The organism is Klebsiella sp. 2680 (genome assembly GCF_900198535.1).
Classification (GTDB): Bacteria; Pseudomonadota; Gammaproteobacteria; order Enterobacterales; family Enterobacteriaceae; genus Klebsiella; species Klebsiella indica.
In genome coordinates, this window is sequence record NZ_FZNJ01000001.1 from 227668 (window position 1) to 250345 (window position 22678).

General features: G+C 56.4%; 19 protein-coding genes and 2 pseudogenes. 4 read left to right on the forward strand and 17 right to left on the reverse strand.

Features of this window, described 5'->3' with window-relative positions; genetic code table 11:
• Nucleotides 1–5: 5 nt before the first annotated feature.
• The 7 genes from FN037_RS01245 to FN037_RS24480 all read right to left on the reverse strand — a co-directional run bounded on the left by FN037_RS01245 (nucleotide 6) and on the right by FN037_RS24480 (nucleotide 7658).
• Entirely contained in the window at nucleotides 6–1136 is a 1131-nt protein-coding gene (locus FN037_RS01245; RefSeq protein ID WP_138358817.1) for an FtsX-like permease family protein, read from the reverse strand.
• The gene (locus FN037_RS01250; protein ID WP_142501393.1) at nucleotides 1126–2409 is read right to left on the reverse strand and encodes an ABC transporter permease; all 1284 of its coding nucleotides are present in this window, start codon (nucleotides 2407–2409) and stop codon (nucleotides 1126–1128) included. Before FN037_RS01250 ends, FN037_RS01245 begins: the two co-directional genes overlap by 11 nt.
• A gap of 2 nt (nucleotides 2410–2411) precedes the next feature.
• Nucleotides 2412–3791 (reverse strand): Fe-S-containing protein, encoded by a 1380-nt coding sequence (locus FN037_RS01255; RefSeq protein WP_142501394.1) that lies wholly within the window; start codon nucleotides 3789–3791, stop codon nucleotides 2412–2414.
• A gap of 225 nt (nucleotides 3792–4016) precedes the next feature.
• A complete protein-coding gene (locus tag FN037_RS01260; RefSeq protein ID WP_138358811.1) occupies nucleotides 4017–4544 on the reverse strand; it encodes an iron transporter in 528 nt (175 codons plus the stop codon).
• A 27-nt stretch (nucleotides 4545–4571) separates the two neighbouring features.
• Entirely contained in the window at nucleotides 4572–6515 is a 1944-nt protein-coding gene (locus FN037_RS01265) for an FTR1 family protein (RefSeq protein WP_142501395.1), read from the reverse strand.
• A gap of 242 nt (nucleotides 6516–6757) precedes the next feature.
• The gene (nqrC, locus tag FN037_RS01270) at nucleotides 6758–7519 is read right to left on the reverse strand and encodes an NADH:ubiquinone reductase (Na(+)-transporting) subunit C (RefSeq protein WP_142501396.1); all 762 of its coding nucleotides are present in this window, start codon (nucleotides 7517–7519) and stop codon (nucleotides 6758–6760) included.
• A gap of 7 nt (nucleotides 7520–7526) precedes the next feature.
• Nucleotides 7527–7658, reverse strand: coding sequence for a hypothetical protein (locus FN037_RS24480; RefSeq protein WP_260607786.1), 132 nt, complete (start codon nucleotides 7656–7658; stop codon nucleotides 7527–7529).
• 174 nt (nucleotides 7659–7832) lie between these two features.
• Between FN037_RS24480 and FN037_RS01275 the strand changes: the two genes are divergently transcribed.
• Entirely contained in the window at nucleotides 7833–8798 is a 966-nt protein-coding gene (locus FN037_RS01275) for a helix-turn-helix domain-containing protein (RefSeq protein ID WP_142501397.1), read from the forward strand.
• Nucleotides 8799–8820: 22 nt separating this feature from the next.
• Here the strand turns inward: FN037_RS01275 and FN037_RS01280 are convergent, their stop codons facing one another.
• Nucleotides 8821–8946, reverse strand: coding sequence for a small membrane protein (locus FN037_RS01280; RefSeq protein ID WP_138358803.1), 126 nt, complete (start codon nucleotides 8944–8946; stop codon nucleotides 8821–8823).
• Nucleotides 8947–9181: 235 nt separating this feature from the next.
• On the opposite strand from FN037_RS01280, the gene FN037_RS01285 reads away from it, so the two are divergent.
• Together FN037_RS01285 and fdhF are read left to right on the forward strand one after the other, a co-directional pair.
• Nucleotides 9182–10261, forward strand: coding sequence for a malate/lactate/ureidoglycolate dehydrogenase (locus tag FN037_RS01285; RefSeq protein WP_142501398.1), 1080 nt, complete (start codon nucleotides 9182–9184; stop codon nucleotides 10259–10261).
• A gap of 234 nt (nucleotides 10262–10495) precedes the next feature.
• Nucleotides 10496–12646 (forward strand): formate dehydrogenase subunit alpha, encoded by a 2151-nt coding sequence (gene fdhF / locus FN037_RS01290; protein WP_138358799.1) that lies wholly within the window; start codon nucleotides 10496–10498, stop codon nucleotides 12644–12646.
• A gap of 133 nt (nucleotides 12647–12779) precedes the next feature.
• Here fdhF and FN037_RS01295 read toward each other — a convergent pair whose 3' ends face one another.
• Entirely contained in the window at nucleotides 12780–13931 is a 1152-nt protein-coding gene (locus tag FN037_RS01295) for a M20 aminoacylase family protein (RefSeq protein ID WP_138358797.1), read from the reverse strand.
• A 280-nt stretch (nucleotides 13932–14211) separates the two neighbouring features.
• Here FN037_RS01295 and FN037_RS01300 point away from each other — a divergent pair, with 280 nt between their 5' ends.
• Nucleotides 14212–15417 (forward strand): MFS transporter, encoded by a 1206-nt coding sequence (locus tag FN037_RS01300; RefSeq protein WP_138358795.1) that lies wholly within the window; start codon nucleotides 14212–14214, stop codon nucleotides 15415–15417.
• Nucleotides 15418–15470: 53 nt separating this feature from the next.
• On the opposite strand, the gene FN037_RS01305 is transcribed toward FN037_RS01300, so the two are convergent.
• The 8 genes and pseudogenes from FN037_RS01305 to FN037_RS01340 form a co-directional block, all read right to left on the reverse strand.
• A complete protein-coding gene (locus FN037_RS01305) occupies nucleotides 15471–16193 on the reverse strand; it encodes an amino acid ABC transporter ATP-binding protein (RefSeq protein WP_142501859.1) in 723 nt (240 codons plus the stop codon).
• Nucleotides 16180–16944 (reverse strand): amino acid ABC transporter permease, encoded by a 765-nt coding sequence (locus tag FN037_RS01310; RefSeq protein ID WP_138358793.1) that lies wholly within the window; start codon nucleotides 16942–16944, stop codon nucleotides 16180–16182. The genes FN037_RS01305 and FN037_RS01310 overlap by 14 nt, the downstream gene beginning before the upstream one ends.
• Nucleotides 16945–17008: 64 nt before the next feature.
• Nucleotides 17009–17776 carry a basic amino acid ABC transporter substrate-binding protein gene (locus FN037_RS01315; RefSeq protein ID WP_138358791.1) on the reverse strand — a complete coding sequence of 256 codons (768 nt, stop codon included), beginning with the start codon at nucleotides 17774–17776 and terminating at the stop codon, nucleotides 17009–17011.
• A gap of 95 nt (nucleotides 17777–17871) precedes the next feature.
• Nucleotides 17872–18802, reverse strand: a pseudogene (locus FN037_RS01320) (MurR/RpiR family transcriptional regulator).
• Nucleotides 18768–19741, reverse strand: a pseudogene (locus FN037_RS01325) (iron-siderophore ABC transporter substrate-binding protein); the annotation flags it as partial. The pseudogenes FN037_RS01325 and FN037_RS01320, both read right to left, overlap by 35 nt.
• Nucleotides 19732–20784 (reverse strand): FecCD family ABC transporter permease, encoded by a 1053-nt coding sequence (locus FN037_RS01330; RefSeq protein ID WP_142501401.1) that lies wholly within the window; start codon nucleotides 20782–20784, stop codon nucleotides 19732–19734. The gene FN037_RS01330 and the pseudogene FN037_RS01325, both read right to left, overlap by 10 nt.
• Nucleotides 20781–21809 (reverse strand): FecCD family ABC transporter permease, encoded by a 1029-nt coding sequence (locus FN037_RS01335; protein ID WP_142501402.1) that lies wholly within the window; start codon nucleotides 21807–21809, stop codon nucleotides 20781–20783. Before FN037_RS01335 ends, FN037_RS01330 begins: the two co-directional genes overlap by 4 nt.
• On the reverse strand, nucleotides 21806–22624 hold the full coding sequence (locus tag FN037_RS01340; protein WP_142501403.1) for an ABC transporter ATP-binding protein: 819 nt from the start codon (nucleotides 22622–22624) through the stop codon (nucleotides 21806–21808). Before FN037_RS01340 ends, FN037_RS01335 begins: the two co-directional genes overlap by 4 nt.
• Nucleotides 22625–22678 lie beyond the last annotated feature (54 nt).

The following is a 22678-nucleotide window of genomic DNA, read 5'->3' on the forward strand; positions in this document are numbered from 1 at the left end:
GGCGTTTACTCTCCTTTCAGCACTTTCGCAGGCTCGACGCTCACCGCGCGCCGCACCGGAACAATGGCCGCCAGCAGGGCGACCAGTAAAGACAGAATCAGGGTAATAGGCAGCACCGGCAGACGCAGCGAGATACTGGCATTAAACACCGTTAATCCCAGCAGTTGCGCCAGCAAATAGCCCAGCATCCAGCCGCAAACCACCGCAGCAAGCGTGATGATGCTGGTTTCCAGCAGCATCTGACGGGTAATGTCGCCGTTGCTGGCGCCCAGCGCTTTTTGCAGCGCAAACTCTCTGGCGCGCTCACCGACAATCGCCATCAGCGTGGTGTTAACGCACAATGACGAGAGCGCAAGGATGACTATCGACACCAGCCCCATCAGCCCTTTAATTTTCTCCAGCACCTGCCCTTCGGATGCCGACACTTTCCGTACCGGGCGAATCTCAAGATCGGGATACTGCCGCTGTAGCTGGCTGGCGTAGCTCTCCACCTGACCAAGATCGTTGCTGACGCTGAGCAGACCGTGGCTGATAAGACCCGGCTTTTGCAGCCATGACTGGGCCACATCGAGGCTGACAATCAGCATATTGTCGGTCGCGTCACCCGACTCCACGATGCCCTTAATCAACAGCTTCTTGCGCCGGGCGTGGTCAACCAGCGTCACGCTATCGCCAATATTCAGATCCAGCCGCTGCGCCAGCTTCACGCCAATCATCGCATTACGATCGTCAAAGCTGACGCCAATCCAGTTGCCGTTGACCTGCCAGTAAGGCACCAGCTTTTGCAGCGACTCAAACCACACGCCGACCAGCACCACTTTTTCGAGTTCAGTGCGCGCGGTCCCGTATAGCCACGGACTGGCGCCGTGAATCAGGCCAGTCGGCGCGCCGTCGAGAATCGCCTGCAGCTCCGGCTGCGGCATACTGGTGCCGTGGCCCGGCCCGATATAGAAATTGGCGCCGAAGGTCCGCAGTTCCTCACTCATTTTACTATTAATGTCGAACCACACGGCAGAGAGCGCCGTCACGATGGTCGCGCCAACCGCCAGCGCGGCAAACACGACGCTGACCCGCTGCATACGCAGCCGCAACGCCCGCCACACCAATAGCCATAGCATGTCACGCTTAACGGCCATACAGCACCTCCACCGGATAAAGACGGGCAATGCGACGGGCCGGGAACCAGGTGCCGATTAACGAAATCAGCACCGCAATGACCAGCACGCAAGGCACCACCACCCAGGCAAAATTAAGCGGTGTGGCAAACAGCATCATGCCGATCGCCTTTGCCAGCCCCCACCCTGCAAGGCAGCCCAGCGCCCCGCCGACGAGGCCCCCCAGCGCCGCTTCAAGATAGAACAACAGCAGAATCTGCCACTGTCGCGCCCCCAGCGCTTTCATCAGGCCAATCTCTTTGGCCCGTTCCATGATTGTGCTGGTCATCAGCGAGGCGATGCCCATCGCGGCGGCTGCCAGCGCGGCTAAGGTCACCACGCCCATCAGGAGCTGAATCTTATCAATAACCACCCCTTCCGAGGCGGCGACCTGCCAGACCGGGCGGACCTCCGCGCCGGAAATCGCCTCTTCAAGCTGATGGGCGATAGATGAGACATACGCGGTGCAGTACCACAGATCGTACTCTTCAGCATTCAGCGCTTCGAGATCCTCACGCGCCCGACGCGAAAGCTCATTTTCCGGCACCGTCAGCGCCGATACGCGGATCGCCTGCACTTTTCCCGGTAGCCCCAGCAGCCGCTGCACCACGCTCAGCGGCATCACCAGTTGGTTATCTTCGTCGCTGCCGCTGGACAAAATACCGCTCACCTGCACATTCACCACGCTATTCGCCGCCTTTAACGTCAGGCGATCGCCCGGCTTCCAGCCATAGTTTCGCGCCAGAGCATGGCCGACCAGGGTTTGCGGCGTATCACCAACCGGCTCCTTCGGCCATTCGCCAGTCACCTGCCAGAATGGACTTACCGTGCGCTGCCCGGTCTCGTACCCTTCTTCGTCCGGAATCACTACCGGCTGGCTAAAAAACGTCCCCAGCACGCGGATATCATGCCCCTCCACGTTCGCCTCGCCCCCGAGCATCGGGGCAAAGCCAACAATATTGTTGCGCCAGAAAATATCTTTGATATTCGGCAATTCGGATTCATCCAGAAAATCATCGCTGGCCAGCGGGTTGCTTTGCTCACTGAACAGCGCGGGCAGCGCCGCCTGCCCGGCCGGTTCAATCAGGATATTAGCGCCGTAGGATTTCAGCTCGCGAGACATTTTGTCACCGATGTCGATAGACACCGCCAGCAGCGCCGAAATCAGGCTGGTCGCCAGAAACACCGTCAATATCGCCAGCGCTTTGCGCCGCAGATTGCGTCCCCAGGACTGGTAGATCATTCGCCACAGCATTGCTATTCCTCCTTCACCGCACCGGGAATAAACTGCTCCGGCGCATTACGGAAACGCTCATAATTCGCTTCAGAAGAGAAGAACCAGGTTTTACCGCCATAGCTGTATTTAAAGTCAGCGCGGGTGTTCGTCAGGACAGAGCCGTCCACCGGATCGGTCACTTTGATCGTCAGAACGGTGGAGAAATAGTTTCCCCCCACGGCCAGCGCCGCACCGGGTATCGTCAGCGTTTTATCATCATTGTGCCAGCCGTCAATCGGCACCGGGTTGCAGCCGCCGGGTTTGCCAATCGAGGGAATAAAAATATGCACACCGCAGGCGACGCAAATCACCTGATTACCTTCCATCACATATCCCTGATCGCCACACAACAGGCAAGCGTCGAAAACCACGCCAAAGCGCAGCTTATCGGGGTAACGGTTGATAATGAAAAAGCGAATCGCTTTACCATCATCCGCCACCCAGACAAAACGATGCAGTTTGCCATCGCGAACCTGTTCAACCGGAATGTGCACCTGGCCGTCGGCCGCCAGCGTCACGGGCTGGGCTTCGGATAAACGCGGCGGCTGTGACGCGACCAGATCCCACCAGAGCTGACCACCGACAATCGCCAGCGCGCAGCAAAGCGTTGTGAGCCACAGTCGGGTCGCCCCGCGGCGTTCAGCCTGAGCCAGGCGTCGGGCAATCGGTTCGTCCGTCGCGCTCACCGCCCGAAAATAACCGCATAACGCAGGGAGCCAGCACAGACACATCAGTAGCAGTATCGCGGCGGTGACCCAGTTGTACAGCGCCGCATTATTGGTCACTTTCGCAACAAAACTCAGCAACGGTTTCAGCAGCGGGATGACCTGCAGCTTCATCATCAGCAGCAGCAGGTTACCGCTGAGGGGTAACCAGAGCAGGACAATCATCAGCAGGGTCAGCGGCCAGTAGCACCAGCGCATTCTGCGCAGAAGCATGGCGCAAAGCGTGGCCGCGAGGCACAATAGCGCGAAGGCCAGCACCAGCGCGGTCATATTCAATAGCAGATCGGTATTCAGAACATGTGTGGAGGTCAGCCCGCCAAGGTTCGGGTCCAGCCCCCAATGACGCGCCGCGCCGAAGGTCAGGAGCCATTGCCACAAATAACGCACCCTTCGCGAAGACCACCAGAAGCTCAGTAAAAAGAGCAATGAAACGAGAATTTCCGCGCCAACCAGAATCAGCTCCAGAGACTGGCTCGGGTGAAGAAACAGCCCGGTGAGCAAGCCGCCCGCCAGTGCGGAGAGCAGCGTCCAGACCAGAGTTCGCAGTGCGGGAGGCTCGCCGCGTCCCCATAGAACAGCGGAAAGCAGCGCAATGCAGAAAAAGACCTGTAGCGTCGTGACGAAAAAATAGCTCATGACTTCAACTCAGTACGGCGGATGAATAACACACCGCGGGATGACCCCCCGGCCACCCCGCGTAACAACACAAGCATCTGGCGGCGATGGATCTGTCACACCAGGCGTCTCTGCTGCGGGTTGTTTAGATGTGAACCGACGGAGGCGCCGCCTGCACATTATGCGTGTGGCCCGGGCGCGCCTCCGCCCAAAAGGGCAAAGAGAATAGCCTGACGAAACCGACGATCAGTTCAGGCCAACATATTTAAACTCATAGCTCACATCAAACGGCTTCCACCAGCGGCCCACGCCGGTTTCACTATCGGTATGGCGGTGCATCCCGGCTTTTGACGGCGGATCAATATGGTAGGTAACTTTATAGTTACCTACGCCCATCATCTTGATATTCGCGCCGTAGTGCGGGCCGTCGCTCGCTACCATTGGCATAAAGGTACCTTCTTGTTTCTCACCGGTATCGCTGTTGACCAGAGTGTAGGAAATTGTCAGATAGGGAATCCATTCACCCGCGCCAAAACCATTTTTACCGCCTTCCACCGCGTGAATATCGGCTTCCAGATGGATATCCGATTTCGCCGCCGGCAGTCCCATACCGCGTGGTTCCATATCGATCGGCTGCAGGTAAACCGCAGCGATCTCCATCTCATTCATGGTGACCGGCTCACCGGCCGGATATTCTTTAAAAGCCAGCGCCGCTGGGGCGGTAAAAATACTGGCTACGGTCGCGCTGATAATCAGGGTATTCTTAATGGTCATCTGACTCATCCTCTCGTCTTACAATGATTAGAAATTTGTTTTTATAGTCTCACCCGGTGCCTGTCGGCGGCGCATGATCCAGAATGCAACCAGCGCCGCGAGCAGCAACACCACTTGCGGTAAAAGCGTTTCCACATAGGGGTAAATCCCCAGCCAGCTGATTTCCGGCATGCCATTAATCAGCGTTGGCTGGAACAGTTTGCCTTCCACCAGTTCCAGGACCCCTTTTCCGGCGAAAACGAACGCCATCAGATACATGAAACTGCCGGTAAACATAAAGAAGGGCTTAAGCGGTAAGCGAACCACCGAATAACGCATGATGAGCCAGGCGATCAGCAGCACCACGCAGCCAATAATAAACCCGCCGCCAATGGCGAGATGTCCCGAAAGCCCCTGGGCATCGCCAATCAGGGCGTAATAGAACAGCACCGTCTCCGCGCCTTCGCGGTAAACCGCCAGGAAGCTGGTCAGCCACAGCCCTACCAACGAACCACGCGACAGCGAATGGGAGAGTTTTCCCTCAAGCCAGGCCTTCCAGTGGCGGGCCTCCACTTTCGACAGCAGCCAGTAACTCATAAAGAACAACATCACCACGGCAATCAGCATGGTGATCCCTTCCAATAGCTCGCGGCTGGCCCCGGAGTTGGTAAACATCAACTGGAAGATAAATGCCGTCGCCACGCTTGCCACCAGCGCCACGATGACCGACTGACGAATCAGCGGCAGTTTGTCGTGGTGATCGTTTTTAACCAGATAAGCCACAATGGCCGCCACAATCAGCAGCGCTTCCAGCCCCTCTCGCACAATGATCATCAGGCTGTAGATCAACAGACTCCACTGGGTCTCTTCACCTTCGCCCAGCATAGTCACTGCTTTTTGCAGATCCTGCTCAAGAGCAGCGGCTTCCGCTGCCAGCTTCTCCTGCGGCTGACCGGCCTTCATCAGACTGACCATGCGAGTAAAATGGGCCTCAAGGGCGGTTTTAAAGGCCGCATCCCGGGAGCCGATTTTGTTCTCCATCCCGGTAGCTTCGAAGCGGTCAAAATAGGTGTCCTGGATATCCAGGATCGCGTCCTGTCCTTCCCCGCTTTGATAGCGCTTAAGCGCGGCATTGATGCTTTGATTGATCCCCGCCGCGACGTTGGCCCAATCCGCACGATCGGTCGTTGCGTCAGTTGATACGGCGTTATCCGCCGCGGAAGGCGCGTTCACCGGCTGATCGTCGCGGGTCGTCGGTAATCCCGGAAGAATATCTTCCAGATCCTGTAATAACGTTGTGACCTGATAGGCGACATCATTCATGCGATCCGGCTGGGCAGTGAGCGTAATCAATGCGGAAAACTGCTGGTTAATGGCGGCGGCCTCTTTCGCCGAACGATTTTGCCGCACCGACGTCTCCATTTCGGAATTTTTAAATCCCTGATAGTGCGCCTGCTGCACACGTTGGCTCGCCTGCGCATAATTTCCCGCCTGATACGCCGTTACCGCCTGGGCCAGCAGATCGTCAATGGTGCGAAAGCTGTTTTGCCAGTGCAGCGCAATATCATCGCGCGACAGTGCGGTATGCTGCTCTTCCGCCACCAGCCGATGCCCGCCATCCAGTATGGGTTCCACCTCACGCAGCGCCTGCTTCAACCCGTCAATGCGCGCCTGCACTTCGCTCAGCGGTTTACCCTCACCGATCATGCGGCGGATTTCGCCGAAGGTGCTTTCCATCTCATAGCTTTTGCGCGCCGAGATATTGATACGGATTGGCCCTTCGAGGTTTTCAAACACTTCAAAGTACGCGCCCTGCACCTCGCGGCGCGCCTCAGTATTTTTTTGTTGCTGATAGAGTTCTGCTGTTTTATCAAGGCGTTGCTCAATATCCTCGATATAAGGCGCATAGTGAGTCTGCGCCATTGCGCGCGCGCTGCCAAAAAGCAAAAGACTAAACAGCATGAGCAGCAGGAAAGAACGAGGGGCGGTCATGACACATTCCATCAGTTTTAATGATAACGATTATCGTTGTCATTTTTACTCGTGATGTACATGACCTGGATCATGAAAGTGTCAAACTGTGACAGTTTGTGTAAAATGTTGCAAAGAAACAGATATTAATAACCCTCAGTTATTAGCCAAATCTCTACGGACAATTACCCCATGACGGCCGATAAAAAAACCGATGTCGGAATGACATCGGTTTTTCGAGGATATTTGACAAATTTCTTTGTTTAACGGGTTAATATATCTGGATGTTGTTGTAACTGCTGCAGGAATTTACCATACCCCTGCTCGCCCACCCAGTAATTAATACTCTTCTCGACACCGGTTGAGGTTAACGTCGCCCCGCTAATTCCATCAACCGTATAATCATCATGTTTGCCGGGGTTATTCTGAACAACCTTCAGCGTCGGTTTGCCGTTATTATCGCGTATTTTCTTCCCTGACCACTGGCTGCGCCATTGCGGATCTTCCACGCGGGCCCCCAACAGCGGGGTTTCATTTTGCTGATAATACAGCAGGTCTTTTACCGTGCGACCATCCGTGGCAAGGGCGATTAGCGCATACATCATCGACTTCGCGCCTTTGCCGTAAATGGGGAGGATAACCTGCTGAATTTCATCGTTATTATCACGAACAAGATAAACCTCGCCCAGCGAACAGCGCTGACGAATTTGTGCCGGATCGCGCGCTGCGGCCAGTTCGACGCAGCGTTTCTGCTCACGGCTGTCCGCTCCCGGCGCTAAGAGCTCACCACTGTCAAGATTAACCTGGCGCACCACAATACGTTTTTGATAAAGCGATTTCAGCGCCTGCGGATCGCGTTGTCCGTTACGGGTTAAACCGGCGACCTGAAGAACAGCAGCGTCTGTTGCTGCATTATCCGGCACGGCGAAATTGTCTTTGGATAATAAAAACCAGGCAACAACAATCGCAAAAATTAAAACACAAACAATCATCAAAATTAAAACAATAAGTTTACCTTTACGCATGCGCTTATCAACTCTGTCGGTTGGCATAGGTAATATAGAGTGCCGCTATTTCTACCTCACTGTCCAGTCCCTTGGGCAAGCAGTATTTCCCGGCAAGATATTGACCACTGAGTAAGGCCATTCCAGTACGTCTTTTCACGAAAGTAATCCAGGTTTTATACTTATAAAATAGTATTCAGCAACAGCACTTCGCTGAAACCATCAACAACATGTAAAAAAATTGTTTCACCTCTGGATCTTACTAAGATTAATCTTATAATGAGAGGATAAAAACACGCACCTGTAACCGTCACCCCTGGGAAAAGAGACTACGATGTCCAGACCTACGGCGCTGTACGTTCCACATGTTTTATCCACGGAGGATATCGCTCCGGATGCGCGCTATCAGCTACTCTCACAAGATATTCGCTGCTACGGGCTTCATGTCGTTAACAACCGACGGCCGGAAGACATTGTCGCTAATCATAAAACAATCTCCGGCGTTAATGGCGATTATTGTAGTGCAATGGGCTCCAGAAACGAGACAATATTCGACCCACATCAGACTACGGCATCCTCGATTTATATTTCACTGATCGTTCATGGTAATCAGATCATTCACAGTCATAACAATTCAGCCACCACGCAGCTAAATCAGGGAACCTTAATTGTTCATCAACGCAACGATTATTACCATTATCAGTGCAATGACGTTAAGCAACTCTATGTTATTCCACGCAGTGATATGACCAATGACGTCTTTAATGGCAAATTACGCAGTCCGATCGTATCACTCGAAAACCACCACCTGGCCAACTTTCTGAAATCACATATGCTATTATTGGACCGGCAATCCGCCATGCTTTCGAGTAAAGAGACAGCCACCATCGTTGACGGATTACATAACATAGCGTTAATTATGCTTGCCGATGTAGCAAAAGAAAAAGGCTTATTCACGCCCGGTAAACTAAGTCACCTTTTTAATGGCGCAAAGTCGTTTATTATTCAGAATTATCATCAACATAACTTGTCGCCGGACGTTCTGACGCAACACCTTCGCTGTTCACGCGCCAGCCTCGACAGAGCTTTTAATGAACAGAAAACATCCGTCATGACGCTGATTAAAGAAATACGTCTGGAGGCGGCACGCGAGATGTTGGAGAATAATCGACATCTCCGCATCGAACAGATTTCATGGATTTGCGGTTTTGTCAGCCATCCATTATTTAGCAAGCAATTTCGCGAAAAATATCTTGTCTCACCAAAAACATGGCGCGACAACTATAATAAGGCCAGCTAATACTCCGTGTAATAAGGTTATCTTATCGCTGGCGAAAAGGACGAAAACGTTTAGCCCTGCGTTCTTTAATATAGCTCAACAAGCTATAGACTGAAATGCCCAACAGGGAAATCGCGATGGTCAACAACAGGATTGCACTCGTATTCATTATTGTATTCTCTTATATATCCCTGTAACACTGCATGGGTGATTGATTATGAGGCTTTAATCATAAGGATTCTTCGCACTGCGACCAGACTTACGGGCCTCAACGCTGTTCTCTCTCCCTCACCCCGCCTCTTTTCTGCGGCGTTCAAACCTTGATCTTCTCCGGCATGGCGCGCAGCATGGAAACGCATACACAATAAAATAATCATCCCGCACTCAATAACAGGAGGACATCAGTGCAAACAGGATATCGCTTTCAGGCCACCGAACTGCGGCAGTTTGTTGAAACCCTTTTCACGCATATGGGGAGCGCGCCAACCGAAGCATCGCTGATCGCCGACCATCTGATCGCCGCCAACCTTGCCGGACACGATTCTCACGGCGTAGGGATGATCCCGAGTTACGTTCGCTCCCACGCCCAGGGCTATTTACAGTTCAACCGCCATGTCAGCGTGATGAAAGACGCGGGCGCCGTCGTGACTCTCGATGGCAACCGGGGATTCGGGCAGGTGGTGGCGCACGAAGCCATGCAGATCGGCATTGAGAAAGCAAAACAGCACGGTATGGCCGCCGTCGCGCTGCGCAATGCCCACCATATTGGCCGCATCGGTTACTGGGCGGAACAGTGCGCGGCGGCCGGGATGATCTCCATTCACTTCGTTAACGTCATCGGCAACATTATGGTCGCCCCATTTCGGGGGAAAGACAGCCGTTTTGGCACCAACCCGTTGTGCGTGGTTTTTCCGCGTGAGGGACATCCGCCGCTGCTGCTCGATTACGCCACAAGCGCCATCGCCTTTGGTAAAACCCGCGTCGCCTGGCATAAAGGCGTCCCGGTACCGGCTGGTTCGTTAATCGATGCCCAGGGCGTCCCCACCACCGACCCGGCAGTAATGCAGACCTCACCGCTGGGCGCGTTGCTGACCTTTGCCGAACATAAAGGTTACGCGCTGGCGACATTATGTGAAGTTATCGGCGGCGCGGTTTCCGGTGGGAAAACCTCCCATAAGGAGACGCTGCAGACCAGCGTTGACGCGATTTTCAACTGTATGACCACCGTCATTCTCAGCCCGGCAGCGTTCGATGCCCCGGATATGCAACGCGAGACCGAAGCGTTTATTGACTGGTGTAAACAGTCGCCGCATGATGCAGACGCGCCAATTCTGGCGCCCGGCGAGTGGGAGGAAGCTAACCGCCAGCAACGCCTTGCACAGGGTATTCCTCTGGATGCCGGGAGCTGGCAGGCGATTTGCGCCGCCGCCCGACAGGTGGGTTTACCGGACGAAACGCTCTCAGCGCTACAGACGCTGGCCTGAACCGCCATCATGACGCCCCAGCGGGCGTCATGGCATCGTCATTAGTGTCGACATCATTGCCACTCCGGTCTGTAAGCATCAATATTTCATTTAAAATCAATCAATTAATTTTGGCATGCTCTGTGCATTACGCTCTCGTCATCTGCCCGTGCGTTGGTGAATGACGCCATGACAATGGCTGGCCGGATCGGCCTGTCCGTTGTTGTTTATTCTCTGTTAACAGGTCTGTTACTGATGAAAAAAATCACGAGCGTTTGTCCTTATTGCGGAGCCGGTTGCAAGCTTAAGCTGGTTGTCGATAACAATAAAATTATCCGTGCCGAAGCCGCTGATGGCTTAACCAACCAAAATCAGCTGTGCCTCAAAGGTTACTACGGCTGGGATTTTCTCAACGATACCCAGCTGCTGACGCCACGCCTGAAGCAACCGATGATTCGCTATCAGAAAGGCGGTAAATTCACCCCGGTCAGTTGGGATGAAGCTATCCGCTATACGGCGAAAAAATTGCGCGAAATAAAAGAGAAATATGGCCCGCGCGCCATCATGACGACCGGTTCTTCCCGTGGCACCGGCAATGAAACCAACTATGTGATGCAAAAATTCGCCCGTGCGGTACTCAATACCAATAACGTCGACTGCTGCGCCCGCGTTTGTCACGGCCCCTCGGTCGCCGGGCTGCAACTGGCGCTCGGCAACGGCGCGATGAGCAACTCGATTAGCGAGATCGAAAACTCAAAATGTTTGCTGGTATTTGGCTATAACTGCGCCGACTCCCACCCTATCGTCGCCCGGCGGGTGATTAAAGCGCGCGAAAACGGCGCGAAAATCATCGTCTGCGATCCGCGCCGTATCGAAACCGCCCGCATCGCCGATCGTCATCTTCAGCTCAATAACGGCAGCAATATGGCGCTGGTTAACGCCTTCGCCCACGTCCTGCTGGAAGAGGATCTCTACAATCACGATTATGTTGCGCGTTTTACCGAAGGGCTGGATGCCTATCGTGACATGGTCAAAGACTATTCTCCCGAAGCTGTCGAAGGCATCGTGGGCGTGTCGGCAAGTGTCATCCGCGAGGCCATGCGCATGTATGCCGCCGCGCCTTCCGCCACCATTATGTGGGGAATGGGAGTGACCCAGTTTGGTCAGGCGGTGGATGTAGTCAGAGGACTGGCGAGCCTCGCGCTATTAACCGGCAATCTTGGACGCCCCAACGTCGGCGTCGGCCCGGTGCGCGGACAAAATAACGTGCAGGGGGCCTGCGATATGGGGGTTCTGCCGAATATGTTCCCCGGTTATCAATACGTGACCGATGCCAGCGTTCGCGCTAAATTCGCCAAAGCCTGGGGAATTGATCCGGCGATCATGGACGATAAGGTCGGGACCCGCATCACCGAAGTGCCGCATAAAGCGCTGACCGGCGATATCAAAGCTTACTACATCATGGGCGAAGACCCGCTGCAGACTGAAGCCGATCTGGGGCTGGTACGTAAAGGTATCGAGGCGCTCGATTTTGTGGTGGTGCAGGATATCTTTATGACCAAAACCGCAGAAATCGCCGATGTGCTGCTGCCCGCCACCTCGTGGGGCGAGCACGGCGGCGTCTTTACCTGCGCCGATCGCGGTTTCCAGCGCTTCGAACAGGCGATTAAAGCAAGCGGCAACGTTAAACGCGACTGGGAAATCATCAGCCTGTTGGCGCAGGAAATGGGCTACCCGATGCATTACGCCAATAATCAGCAGATCTGGGACGAAATGCGCGAACTTTGCCCGCTATTTTACGGCGCCACTTATGAAAAAATGGGCGAGATGAACCATGTGCAGTGGCCGTGCCCGACGCTCGATCATCCCGGCACACCCTGGCTGTATAAAGATAACCGCTTTGATACGCCAACCGGCAAGGGCCAGCTGTTTGCCGCGCCGTGGCGTGCCCCCGCCGAAACGCCGGATGAAGCGTATCCGCTGGTTCTCTGTACCGTGCGTGAAGTCGGCCACTATTCATGCCGTTCAATGACCGGTAACTGCGCCGCCCTGCAAGCGCTTGCCGATGAACCCGGCCGGCTACAAATCAACAGCGCCGACGCGCAGCGTCTGGGGATTGCCGACCAACAGCTGGTGTGGGTCAGTTCCCGACGCGGCAAGGTGATGACCCGCGCCGATATCAGCGATCGAATTAACACAGGTGCCGTGTATATGACCTATCAGTGGTGGGTGGGCGCCTGTAACGAGCTGACTCAGGATAACCTCGACCCGATCTCGAAGACGCCGGAAACCAAATATTGTGCGGTGAAGGTGGAAGCCATTGCCGATCAGCGCTGGGCCGAGCAGTACGCCAGCACAAGCTACAGCAAAATGAAAGCCCGGCTGAAAGCCGCAGTTAACGTGTAATACGACAGAGGGAGAAGGAAGCTTCTCCCTCTGTATCCTGGGTCTTCGCAAGGCGACCGCTGGTGGCTTGCCCGTCCGGCAAGCCTGCCGCATTCGCGACCTTGTATTCCGGACAGGCACGCAGTACCGCATCTTACGCCAGTAACGTCTCCACCAGCGCCGTCCACAGCGCCACGCCATGTGGGATCAGATCGTCATTAAAATCATACCCGGCATTGTGCAGCGGCTTCGAAGGCGTTTCACCGTCAGTGCCAATCCAGAAATAGGCTCCCGGACAGGCCTCCAGCATGCAGGCAAAATCTTCTGACGCCATTGATGGATTACCGTTCCAGCTTACCGCTGATTCGCCCAGCAGAGTGGTTGCCGCTTCGCGCACCTTCTGCGCTTCCACAGCGTGGTTGGTGGTCACCGGATAACCGGGATACCATAAAATTTGCCCTTCAACGTCTGAGACCTGAGGCTGAGCGGCAACATAGCTTTCGATCAGCCCCCTGACCCGCTCGCGCACCTGGTTGTTCAGGCAGCGAAAGGTTCCGCGGAGCACCACTTTGTCCGGCAGCACGTTAATCGCCTCGCCACCGGCAATCTGCGTAATGCTCACCACCGTCGCCTCCTGGGGCGACAGGCGGCGCGAAGGGATCGTTTGCAGCGCCATAATCAACTGCGCGGCGGCCACGATGGGGTCCGCGCCGCGCTCGGGCATCGCCGCATGACAGCTTTTACCTGTCAGGGTAATTTCGAATGCATCAAGCGATGCCATCATCGCACCACTGTTAATCACCACCTGCCCCAGCGGAATGCCCGGCCAGTTATGCAGGGCGTAAATGGCGTCCATCGGGAAGCGCTCGAAAAGCCCCTCTTCAACCATTTTACGCGCGCCGCCAAGATTCTCTTCGGCGGGCTGAAACACAAAGTGGACGATGCCGCGAAAACGTCGGGTCTGCGCCAGATGCGCCGCTGCCGCCAGCAGCATCGCGCTATGACCATCGTGACCACAGGCGTGCATCACCCCAGGATTGCGCGATTTATAGCTCACGTCTCCCAACTCGGTTATCGGCAGAGCGTCCATATCTGCCCGCAGGCCAATCACCGGTCCGGGGCCGTTTTCCAGCGTCGCAACCACGCCCGTACCCGCCAGCCCGCTATGCACCTGAAGACCAAATGAGACGAGCAGTTCGGCCACCCGGCGTGAGGTTTCCTGTTCCTGATACCCCAGCTCAGGACAAGCATGAAAATCACGTCGCCAGCGAATAGCCTCGGCGATCAATGAAGGGGATACTGCCATGTCTTACTCCTCTTCCGCACAGCATCAGCGCTGAACGCGTCTTTTCATCAATAAGTTAGGGCTACAGGTACCCCGCCAGCCTGTTGGTTATATCCTTTCGCCAGCGCCCTGACAACTTCCGCTCAATTCAACGACGATCCGTTTTCATATGGTATTGCGCCAGTTCACCCTTTTTACAGTCAGATCCCCGGTGACATACGGCTCATGATTAATTATTATGCAGCCATATGGTAATTTTACCGAATAATTCACTCTTCACTTCTCCGTTATCGGAAATAAAATGTTTAACCCAGAGCAGAATCGTCTGGCCCCCACGCTGGCGATGATCATGGCGGCGTCATTAGTGGGATTTATCACTGGCTATACGGTGCCTTTAATCAGTCTTGCGCTGGCGCAGCAGCAGATTGATGCCTTCTACGTCGGTCTGCTGGCCGCGCTGCCGCCAGCGGGAATGATGCTCTCCTCCTTCCTCTCGCCGGCCTTGTGCCGGCGTTTTGAGATGGGAACGCTGCTTTCCGTCAGCCTGGTGGCGCTGGCGCTGGCGACAATCGCCTCCTGCCTCGCTTTATCTCTCGCTCATCTCCTGCTGCCGCGACTGGTTACCGGCCTGGCTTCGGGGGTCATTATCGTACTTGGCGAAAGCTGGATCACTGGCGGCGCGGCGGGCAAAAACCGGGCGATGCTTACCGGCATTTATGCCTCCGCGTTTACCGGCTGCCAGCTGGCGGGGCCGCTGTTGATTTCCGCCGGAGAGGCATATCGGCTCTGGACGCTGTTGTTGGTCGGCATCGTGACCTTCGCCTGCCTGCTGATGCTCCGCCATTTACCTTCCGGCAGCCGAGAGCGGCTCGCCGAACGCCCCGGCTGGCGCAGCCTTGGCGCCTTTTTACCCGTGCTGGCCTCCGGCGTATTCTGCTTTGCCTTTTTCGACGCCAGCATTCTGGCGCTGCTGCCGCTCTACGGTATGGATAAAGGGTTAAATGATGTGATGGCGGTACTGCTGGTGACGGTGGTATTAACCGGCGATGCCGTGTTTCAGGCGCCACTGGGCTGGATTGCCGACCGCTTTGGCATTCGCCGCGTGCATCTCAGTTGCGCGGTGGTCTTCTGCCTCGCTCTGCTGGCCTTGCCTTTCCTGCTGTCGTCGCATATCCCGTTGATTAGCGGCTGTTTGATTCTCGGCGCCGCGGCGGGGGCGCTCTATACCCTTTCGCTGGTTCGCGCCGGGAAAACCTTCTCCGGGCAGAAGCTAATTATGATCAACGCGCTATTAGGCTTCTTCTGGTCGGCGGGCAGCGTGGCGGGTCCGGTAGTCAGCGGACTCCTGATCAGCGTCGTCGGTTATGATGGGCTGGTGATGGCGCTGCTGGCCAGCGGCGTGCTGTTCCTGTTGATCCAGTGCCTTGGCACAAACGAAAAAACGCTGTTAGCGGACGCGAATGAACGTGAAGAAAAAATTAATGATATTAGCGAGGCGGCGCAATAGATTTTAACTATCGGGCCGCCCCCGGCGGCGCACCTACGCCGGGACGGAGACCGTTACAGCACTTTACTCAGAAAAGCGGCGGTGCGCGGGTTAGTTGGCGCGCTAAAGATCTGCACCGGTTTACCCTCTTCCTGAATAATGCCCTGGTCGATAAAAATAACCCGGTCGGCCACTTCGCGGGCAAACCCCATTTCGTGAGTCACGATCACCATCGTCATCCCTTCGCTGGCGAGATTTTTCATCACTTCCAGTACATCGCCCACCAGCTCAGGATCCAGCGCCGAGGTGGGCTCATCAAACAGCATAATCGAAGGCTGCATCGCCAGCGCCCGCGCAATCGCCACCCGCTGCTGCTGACCGCCGGAAAGACTGGAAGGCCAGGCGTCGCGCTTATCGCTCAGCCCCACCTTAGCCAGTAGTTCCTCAGCCAGATGTACCGCTTCCGTTCGCACCATGCCGCGCAGGCTTATCGGGGCCATAATCAGGTTTTCCAGCACCGTTTTATGCGGGAAAAGGTTGAAGCGCTGAAAAACCATGCCGACGCTTTCACGCATCTTATTGAGATCGGTAGCGCGATCGTGAACGGCAAAACCATTAACCTCAACCTCACCTTCACTGACGGTTTCCAGCGCGTTCATACAGCGCAGAAAGGTGCTTTTCCCCGAACCTGACGGACCGATAATGCAGACCACTTCCTGTGGTTTGATATCGCAGCTGATGCCGCGCAGAACATGGCTGTCGCCGAAGCGCTTATGCAGATTTTTAATATGAATCACTTTTGCCAAACCTCTTTTCCAGACGGTTAACCAGCTGCGCCAGCAGGAAAGTAATCACCCAGTAAACCAGAGAGATCGTCAGATACGGTTCCCAATAGGTGGCGTAAGCGCCGGAAACGGTACGCGCGGCGTAGGCCAGATCGGCGAGACCAATTGCCGAGGCCAGCGAAGAATCTTTCACAATGGCGATAGCATTGTTGCCCAGCGGCGGCAGAATGCGGCGAAACGCCTGGGGCAGAATCACCTGACGCATGGTCTTCCACCACGGCATCCCCAGGGCGCGAGAGGCTTCCATTTGTCCTTTATCGATCGACTGAATACCGGCGCGGAAAATTTCCGACACATAAGCGCCGGCATTCAGCGTAATCGCCACGACACAGGAAAGAAACGCGCCATAGTCAGAACGCAGTTCACGGGCCAAATCGGCGCTCATTATCCCGCTGGTAACCAGCAGCCCATCGCGCGGGTTGATAAACAGCGGCACCAGCGCGAAGTGGACCACCATAATTTGCACAAACAGCGGCGTGCCGCGAAATGCGCTAACGTAGAAACGTACCGGAAACTGCACCAGGTAACGCAGAACGTATTTCCACACGCCGTGTTCGGCTTTCGCCATACGCCCCAGCCCGAGAGTCAGCCCCCACAGGGTGCCGAGGATCACGCAGATAATGGTACATTTAATGGTCATCAAGGCGCCGTCGATAAACAACGGACCGTACTCCTCAATGATCTCCCAACGGAATCCCGTCATAATTCTTCCCTAAAAAATACGGCTATCGCCAGAGTCGATAGCCGTGATGAAAACAAACTGCGGATTATTGCGCTGGCAGCGTCGGAACGTTGTCGTCGAACCAGGTTTTATAGATTTTGGCATAGGTGCCGTCAGCGATGATTTTCTGTAATCCGGCGTTGATTTTCGCCCGCAGTTCGCTGTTGCCTTTCGCCACCGCGATACCGAAATACTGACGCTCAAATTTCGCGTCCGGCACCAGTTTGAACTGCTTTTCTGGATGCTGCTTGATGTAATATTTCACTACGCCAACATCGCCTACCGCCGCGCTTACGCCATCCTCAAACAGCTCCTGCAACATCAGCGGAGTGTTATCAAAGCGCTTGATAGCGGTGCTGTTTTTTCCCAGCACCTCAGAAACCACGATATCACCGGTGCTGGAGTTCACCACGCCAACTTTCTCGTTTTTCAACGCCGCCAGCGAGGTGACTTTCGAATCCGCCGGAACAACGATGGACTGCTCTGCCGGGAAATAAGGGGCCGAGAAATCAACCATCTGCTTACGCTTATCGGTAATGGTGATCCCGGAAATGATAATATCGCGATCGCCGGTGCTCAGGGTGGCGAAAATTCCTTCCCACGGCGTATTAACCAGTTTGATATCAAAATCTTCCGCTTTGGCGATCGCTTTAATGATATCAATGTCAAAACCTTCCAGCTGTTTCTGGCTATTTTCAAACTCAAACGGGCGATAGGTGCCGCCCGCGCCAACCACATACGTTTGCTGAGCCGCCTGAACGCTGCCCATCAGCGCCGCCATCAGACAACCTGCTTTCAGCCAGTGCTTAATCATAGAAACTCCTTTTTATGCATTTATGTTGCATAAAAATACACAGGCTTAGTATGGCATGCAACCAAAAACCTTTCTGATAGTGGATTATCTGTCGTTTAGCTCCGTTTACCGCCGGATTTACCAATCGCGCGATGCAATTCATTGATCCGCTTCATCGATTTCACCGTCTTTTGCGGCGCGGTAGAAGCGACCGATAGCACAATCATCTCCAGGCACACCAGAACCGTGCCGTGTAACGGCACTCGTCCGTTATCGCCGCCGCGCGGCACGTCGATGACCACCTGCGCCTCCTGACTAAAGCGAGAATCGACCGCCTGCGTTAACAAGATTGTCGGGATCCCGAGCCGCCGGGCTTCACGTAGCGTTGTCATCCCCTCACGGTGCGGGGATTTTTGCCCCATCATAATCAGCACATCGCCACGCTGCAGGCTAATCAACTGCTCGGCAAGACTGAACCCGGTGCGGTTCATCACATACGCAGGCAAACCAATGCGGCTCAACAGCCGCGCGGTATATTCCGCCAGGATACCCGATGCGCCGATACCGAAAATTCCCACCTGACGGGCGTCGGTCAGCAGCGCCACCGCCTGCGCCATCGCCGCACGGTTATCAGGTCGGGAGAGCACCTCGCAAGCCCGCTGATGCCCTTCAAGCACGAAATTAATACTTGAATTGATATCGCTGGACAGTTCGCTCACCGTCGAGAGCATTTTTTCCGCCGAGGTCGGCGACGGACCGAACCAGCGCTCCATGGTCTGTTTCAGTTCGCGCAGTCCGGCGAAACCCAGCGCCTGGATCGCGCGCACGACCGTGGCATCCGAGGTATGGGTCGCGGTGGCGATCTCCATCGCCGTGCGCTCCAGCACCACTTTGCGGTTATCATTGATATAGCTGGCTACCGCCAGCAGGCGTGGCGAAAGCTGATGCGCACGGGCGCGAAAACGCTCGCCGAACAGGTCGACCCGCCCTCTCTCTCTTCTCTCCGCGGTTTTCATTTCTCCCCCTCGGGCATTGGCCGACCGGCAATATGCGACTGCACCTCGGCAACCATCAGCGTCAGTGCGGCAAACGAGTTAGAAATCACATCCTCACGCGGCAGCAAAATATAGCGCCCGCTCCGGCAGGCGCGCATAAAGTCACACCAGCCAGGCATAACGCCTTCCATCGCCTGCAGTTCATCCTGCGGTTTACCGCCGGTATCGGAACGCCAGGTGGCGAACACGAAATCGGCATCCAGCTCCGGCAACTGCTCGGCGCTAACGTCAATCCGCTGACCATCGGGTATCTTGTCGATCAGCGGCGGGAAACGGAACCCGGCATCGCGCAGTACGCGCCCCAGCGCATGATAGGAATGGTGTACGGTCACCTTGCCGTTGTTAGCCTGAATCACCGAGACGACGATCTTCTGCGTATCGACCGTCGCCTTCAGTTGCTTAATCTGCGCCTGATAGCGGCGCTCAAGGATCGCCAGCCTGGCCTGGGTGCCGGTCAGCTGCGCCAGCTTGCGATAAATACGCGGCGCACTGCCCTGCAAATGATCGATACTTACCGTTGGCGCAATCTTCTCCAGTTGTTCTATCGGGACATGACGACTGGGTTCAGTGATAATCAAATCTGGTTTCGCAGCGGCTACTGCTTCAAGGTCGATGTCCGCCGTGCCGATAAACTGAATCGCGCTGTTATCGAAATCAACCCCAGTCAACTGCGCGCTGGCGCGTAAAAAGTGGCTGCCGTCCGGGCGGGTGCGCCCGTGGCTGGCCACCGGCGGAACCCCAAGCTCAATAAGCGGAATGGTAATATCCAGATCGTGCATCGATACAATACGCTGCGGATGCAGCGGAACCGTCACCGTGCGACCTGAATCGTCGGTGAAAGTTTGCGTATCGGCGGCCGCGGCGACGCCCGCCAACAGCAGCAGCAGAGAAACGAACCAACGCATAGCAATCCTTTTTGATTTACAGGGCGTCACGGCGACGCCAGAGCAGCACAATAAAAAATGGGCAACCAACCAGAGCAATCACGATTCCCGCCGGGATCTGTAGCGGCGCGAAAGCCAGTCGGCCGATGGTATCGGTGACCAGTACCAGCAGCGCGCCAACTAACGCGCTGCCGCTGAGCAGCGCCACCTGGCCGCCACGCAGCAAAAAGCGCGCCATATGCGGTGCCATCAGACCAACAAAACCGAGACTGCCGACGCAGGAGACGCTCGCCGAAGTCAGCAGCACCGGCGCAAAAAAGCGCAGCAGCGTCAGTTGCTGTAAACGAACGCCAAGACCGATTGCGGTACGGTCGCCCAGCAGCGCCACATCGGCGGCCCTCGCGGTAAGAAACAGAATCAGCGCCCCCGGCAACGCCCAGCAGAAGGCCACGGCCAACAGCGGCCAGGTCGCCGCGTGCAGACTCCCCGCCAGCCAGATCATCGCCGTCTGCACGTCGCGCACGTCGGCGGTGGTCATAAAAATGCCAACCGCTGAAGCCAGCGTCCACGACACGCCGATCCCGATAAGAATAAAACGCGGACGCGAGCAATCTCGCGCCAATAGCAACACCAGCAGCGCCACCAGCACGCCGCCGAGCATCCCCGCCAGCGGCCGCCAGACTAATCCCACCGCCGGAAAGAACAGCACCAGCGCCAGCACCACAATGCTGGCTCCCTCTTTCACGCCGATCAGGCCGGGGTCCGCCAGACCGTTGCGGGTAATACTCTGCATCGCCGCACCCGCCAGACCAAGCATCGCCCCGCTCAGCAGCGCCATAAACAGCCTTGGCAGGCGGATATCAAACAGAATAAAGCGCTGCTGTTCGGCCACGTTTTCTGGCGACATCAGCGCGCGAAGTAAGGTTCCTGATGGCATCGGAAAGCTGCCACGGGTCAGGCCGAACAGCGCCAGTAACAGGATGGCGAACAGCAATCCAGCGGCGGTTTTTAACGCCGCCGGGCGAAGTAAAATATGCCGGTAGCCGATAGCAAGGGGACGAAATCCGGCGCGACGGACGGCGCGTTTCATTTAAAAAACCTCGCGGCGATAAAAATAAACACCGGCGCGCCCACCAGCGCGGTCATCGCGCCGGTCGCCAGCTCCTGGGGCGCCACCAGCGTGCGGGCGGCGATATCCGCCAGCAACAGCAGCAGCGCGCCAACCGGGGCGGCCAGCGGTAGCGCCAGGCGAATATCTTCGCTAACCAGCCGACGCACCACATGCGGCACCACCAGCCCGACAAAGCCAATCGGTCCGGCCACCGCCACCGCCGAGCCGCAGAGTAAAGCAATCGCCGCCAGTCCCAGCAGTCGGGTCTGCATAATCCTGACCCCCAGCCCCAGAGCGACTTTATCGCCCAGCGCCAGCACGTTCAGACGCGGCGCTATCACCAGGGCGATGATCAGCCCGCTCAGGGCCGGGATCAGCGCTGAACGCAGCGTGCGCCAGTTCAGACCGGCCAGGTCGCCCGCCAGCCAGGTACGTATCGCCAGCAGCGTTTGCTCATCGAGGATCAGAATCGCCGCCGTCACCGCCGAGGCAAACGCCGACAGCGCCACCCCGCAGAGGGTAATACGTAATGGCGTCACCCCGCCGCGCCCGGAGGAAGAGAGCAGCATCACGCCACCAAACAGCAGCGCCGCGCCGCAGACGGCGGTCAGGGGGCGTGCCAGTGCGACGCCGCCGAAGCTTATCCCCAGCGCAGAGGTCGCCACCACCGCCAGCGAGGCCCCGGCGTTAAGGCCGAGAATATGCGGCTCACCCAGCGGATTGCGGATCACGGTCTGCAGCAGCAGCCCCGCCACGCCAAGCGCCGCGCCGGTGAGCAGCGCCGCCGCCAGCCGGACCAGGCGTAAATCAACAATAATGCGGTGATCGAAATTGCGCGGGTCGTAGTGCAACAGCGCCTGAAGCACCGTGTGCGGCGCAATCCAGCGCGCACCAAGACCAAGATGCACCAGCGAACCGCCGAGCAGCAGTAAGCTCAGCAGTACCAGCGTCAGCCGCGGCCGGGATTGTCGGCGCGGCAGGAGCCGCACGGAGGCGCTCGTCATGCCCCCTCCCCGCGTGCGCGAAAGGGCATAAAAAAGGGTTTACCGGTCAGCGGGTTGAGGGACATCTGCACGTCAACGTCAAAGACGGTTTTAATCAGCTCCGGCGTACAGAGCTCACCTTCACCGATCACGCCAGCGATATGCCCTTTTTTGAGAAATACCAGCATGTCAGCGTAGTTCACCGCAAAGTTCAGATCGTGGAGCACGGTCACCACGGTGCGGCCATGATCGCGGGTTAAGGTTTGCAGCAGTTCGAGAATGTCCACCTGATAGCGCAGATCGAGCCAGGTGGTCGGCTCATCAAGCAGAATAGTCGCCGTTTGCTGCGCCAGGGCCATTGCAATCCAGCAGCGCTGACGCTGGCCGCCGGAAAGACTATCCACCGCCAGATGGGCGAATTCGGCGGTGCCGGTGAGCCGGAGCGCCTCTTCGACTGCCTGTTCATCGACATCGGACCACTGACGCATCAGCCCCTGCCAGGGATAACGCCCGCGCGAGACCAGTTCAAAGACCGTCAGCCCTTCGGGCGTCAGCGGCGATTGCGGTAAAATACCTAAACGACGGGAAACTTCCCGGGTCGGCATCTGATGAATTTCCTCACCGTCCAGGCGCACACAGCCGCCCAGCGGCCTGAGCATCCTGGCGATGGTCGACAGCAGCGTTGATTTACCCGAGCCGTTGGCGCCGGCCAGTACCGTCATTTTCCCGTGGGGGATCGTCAATTGAATATTATCGACAATTCGCGTCTGGCCATATCCGGCCGACAGGGAATCCAGGACAATCCCCTGCTCTGCAGGCAACACCCGCTGTGGCATAACTTACTCCCGCGCCGCAACGGCGTGGCGACAGGCCCGCGCGTTCCGCACTCA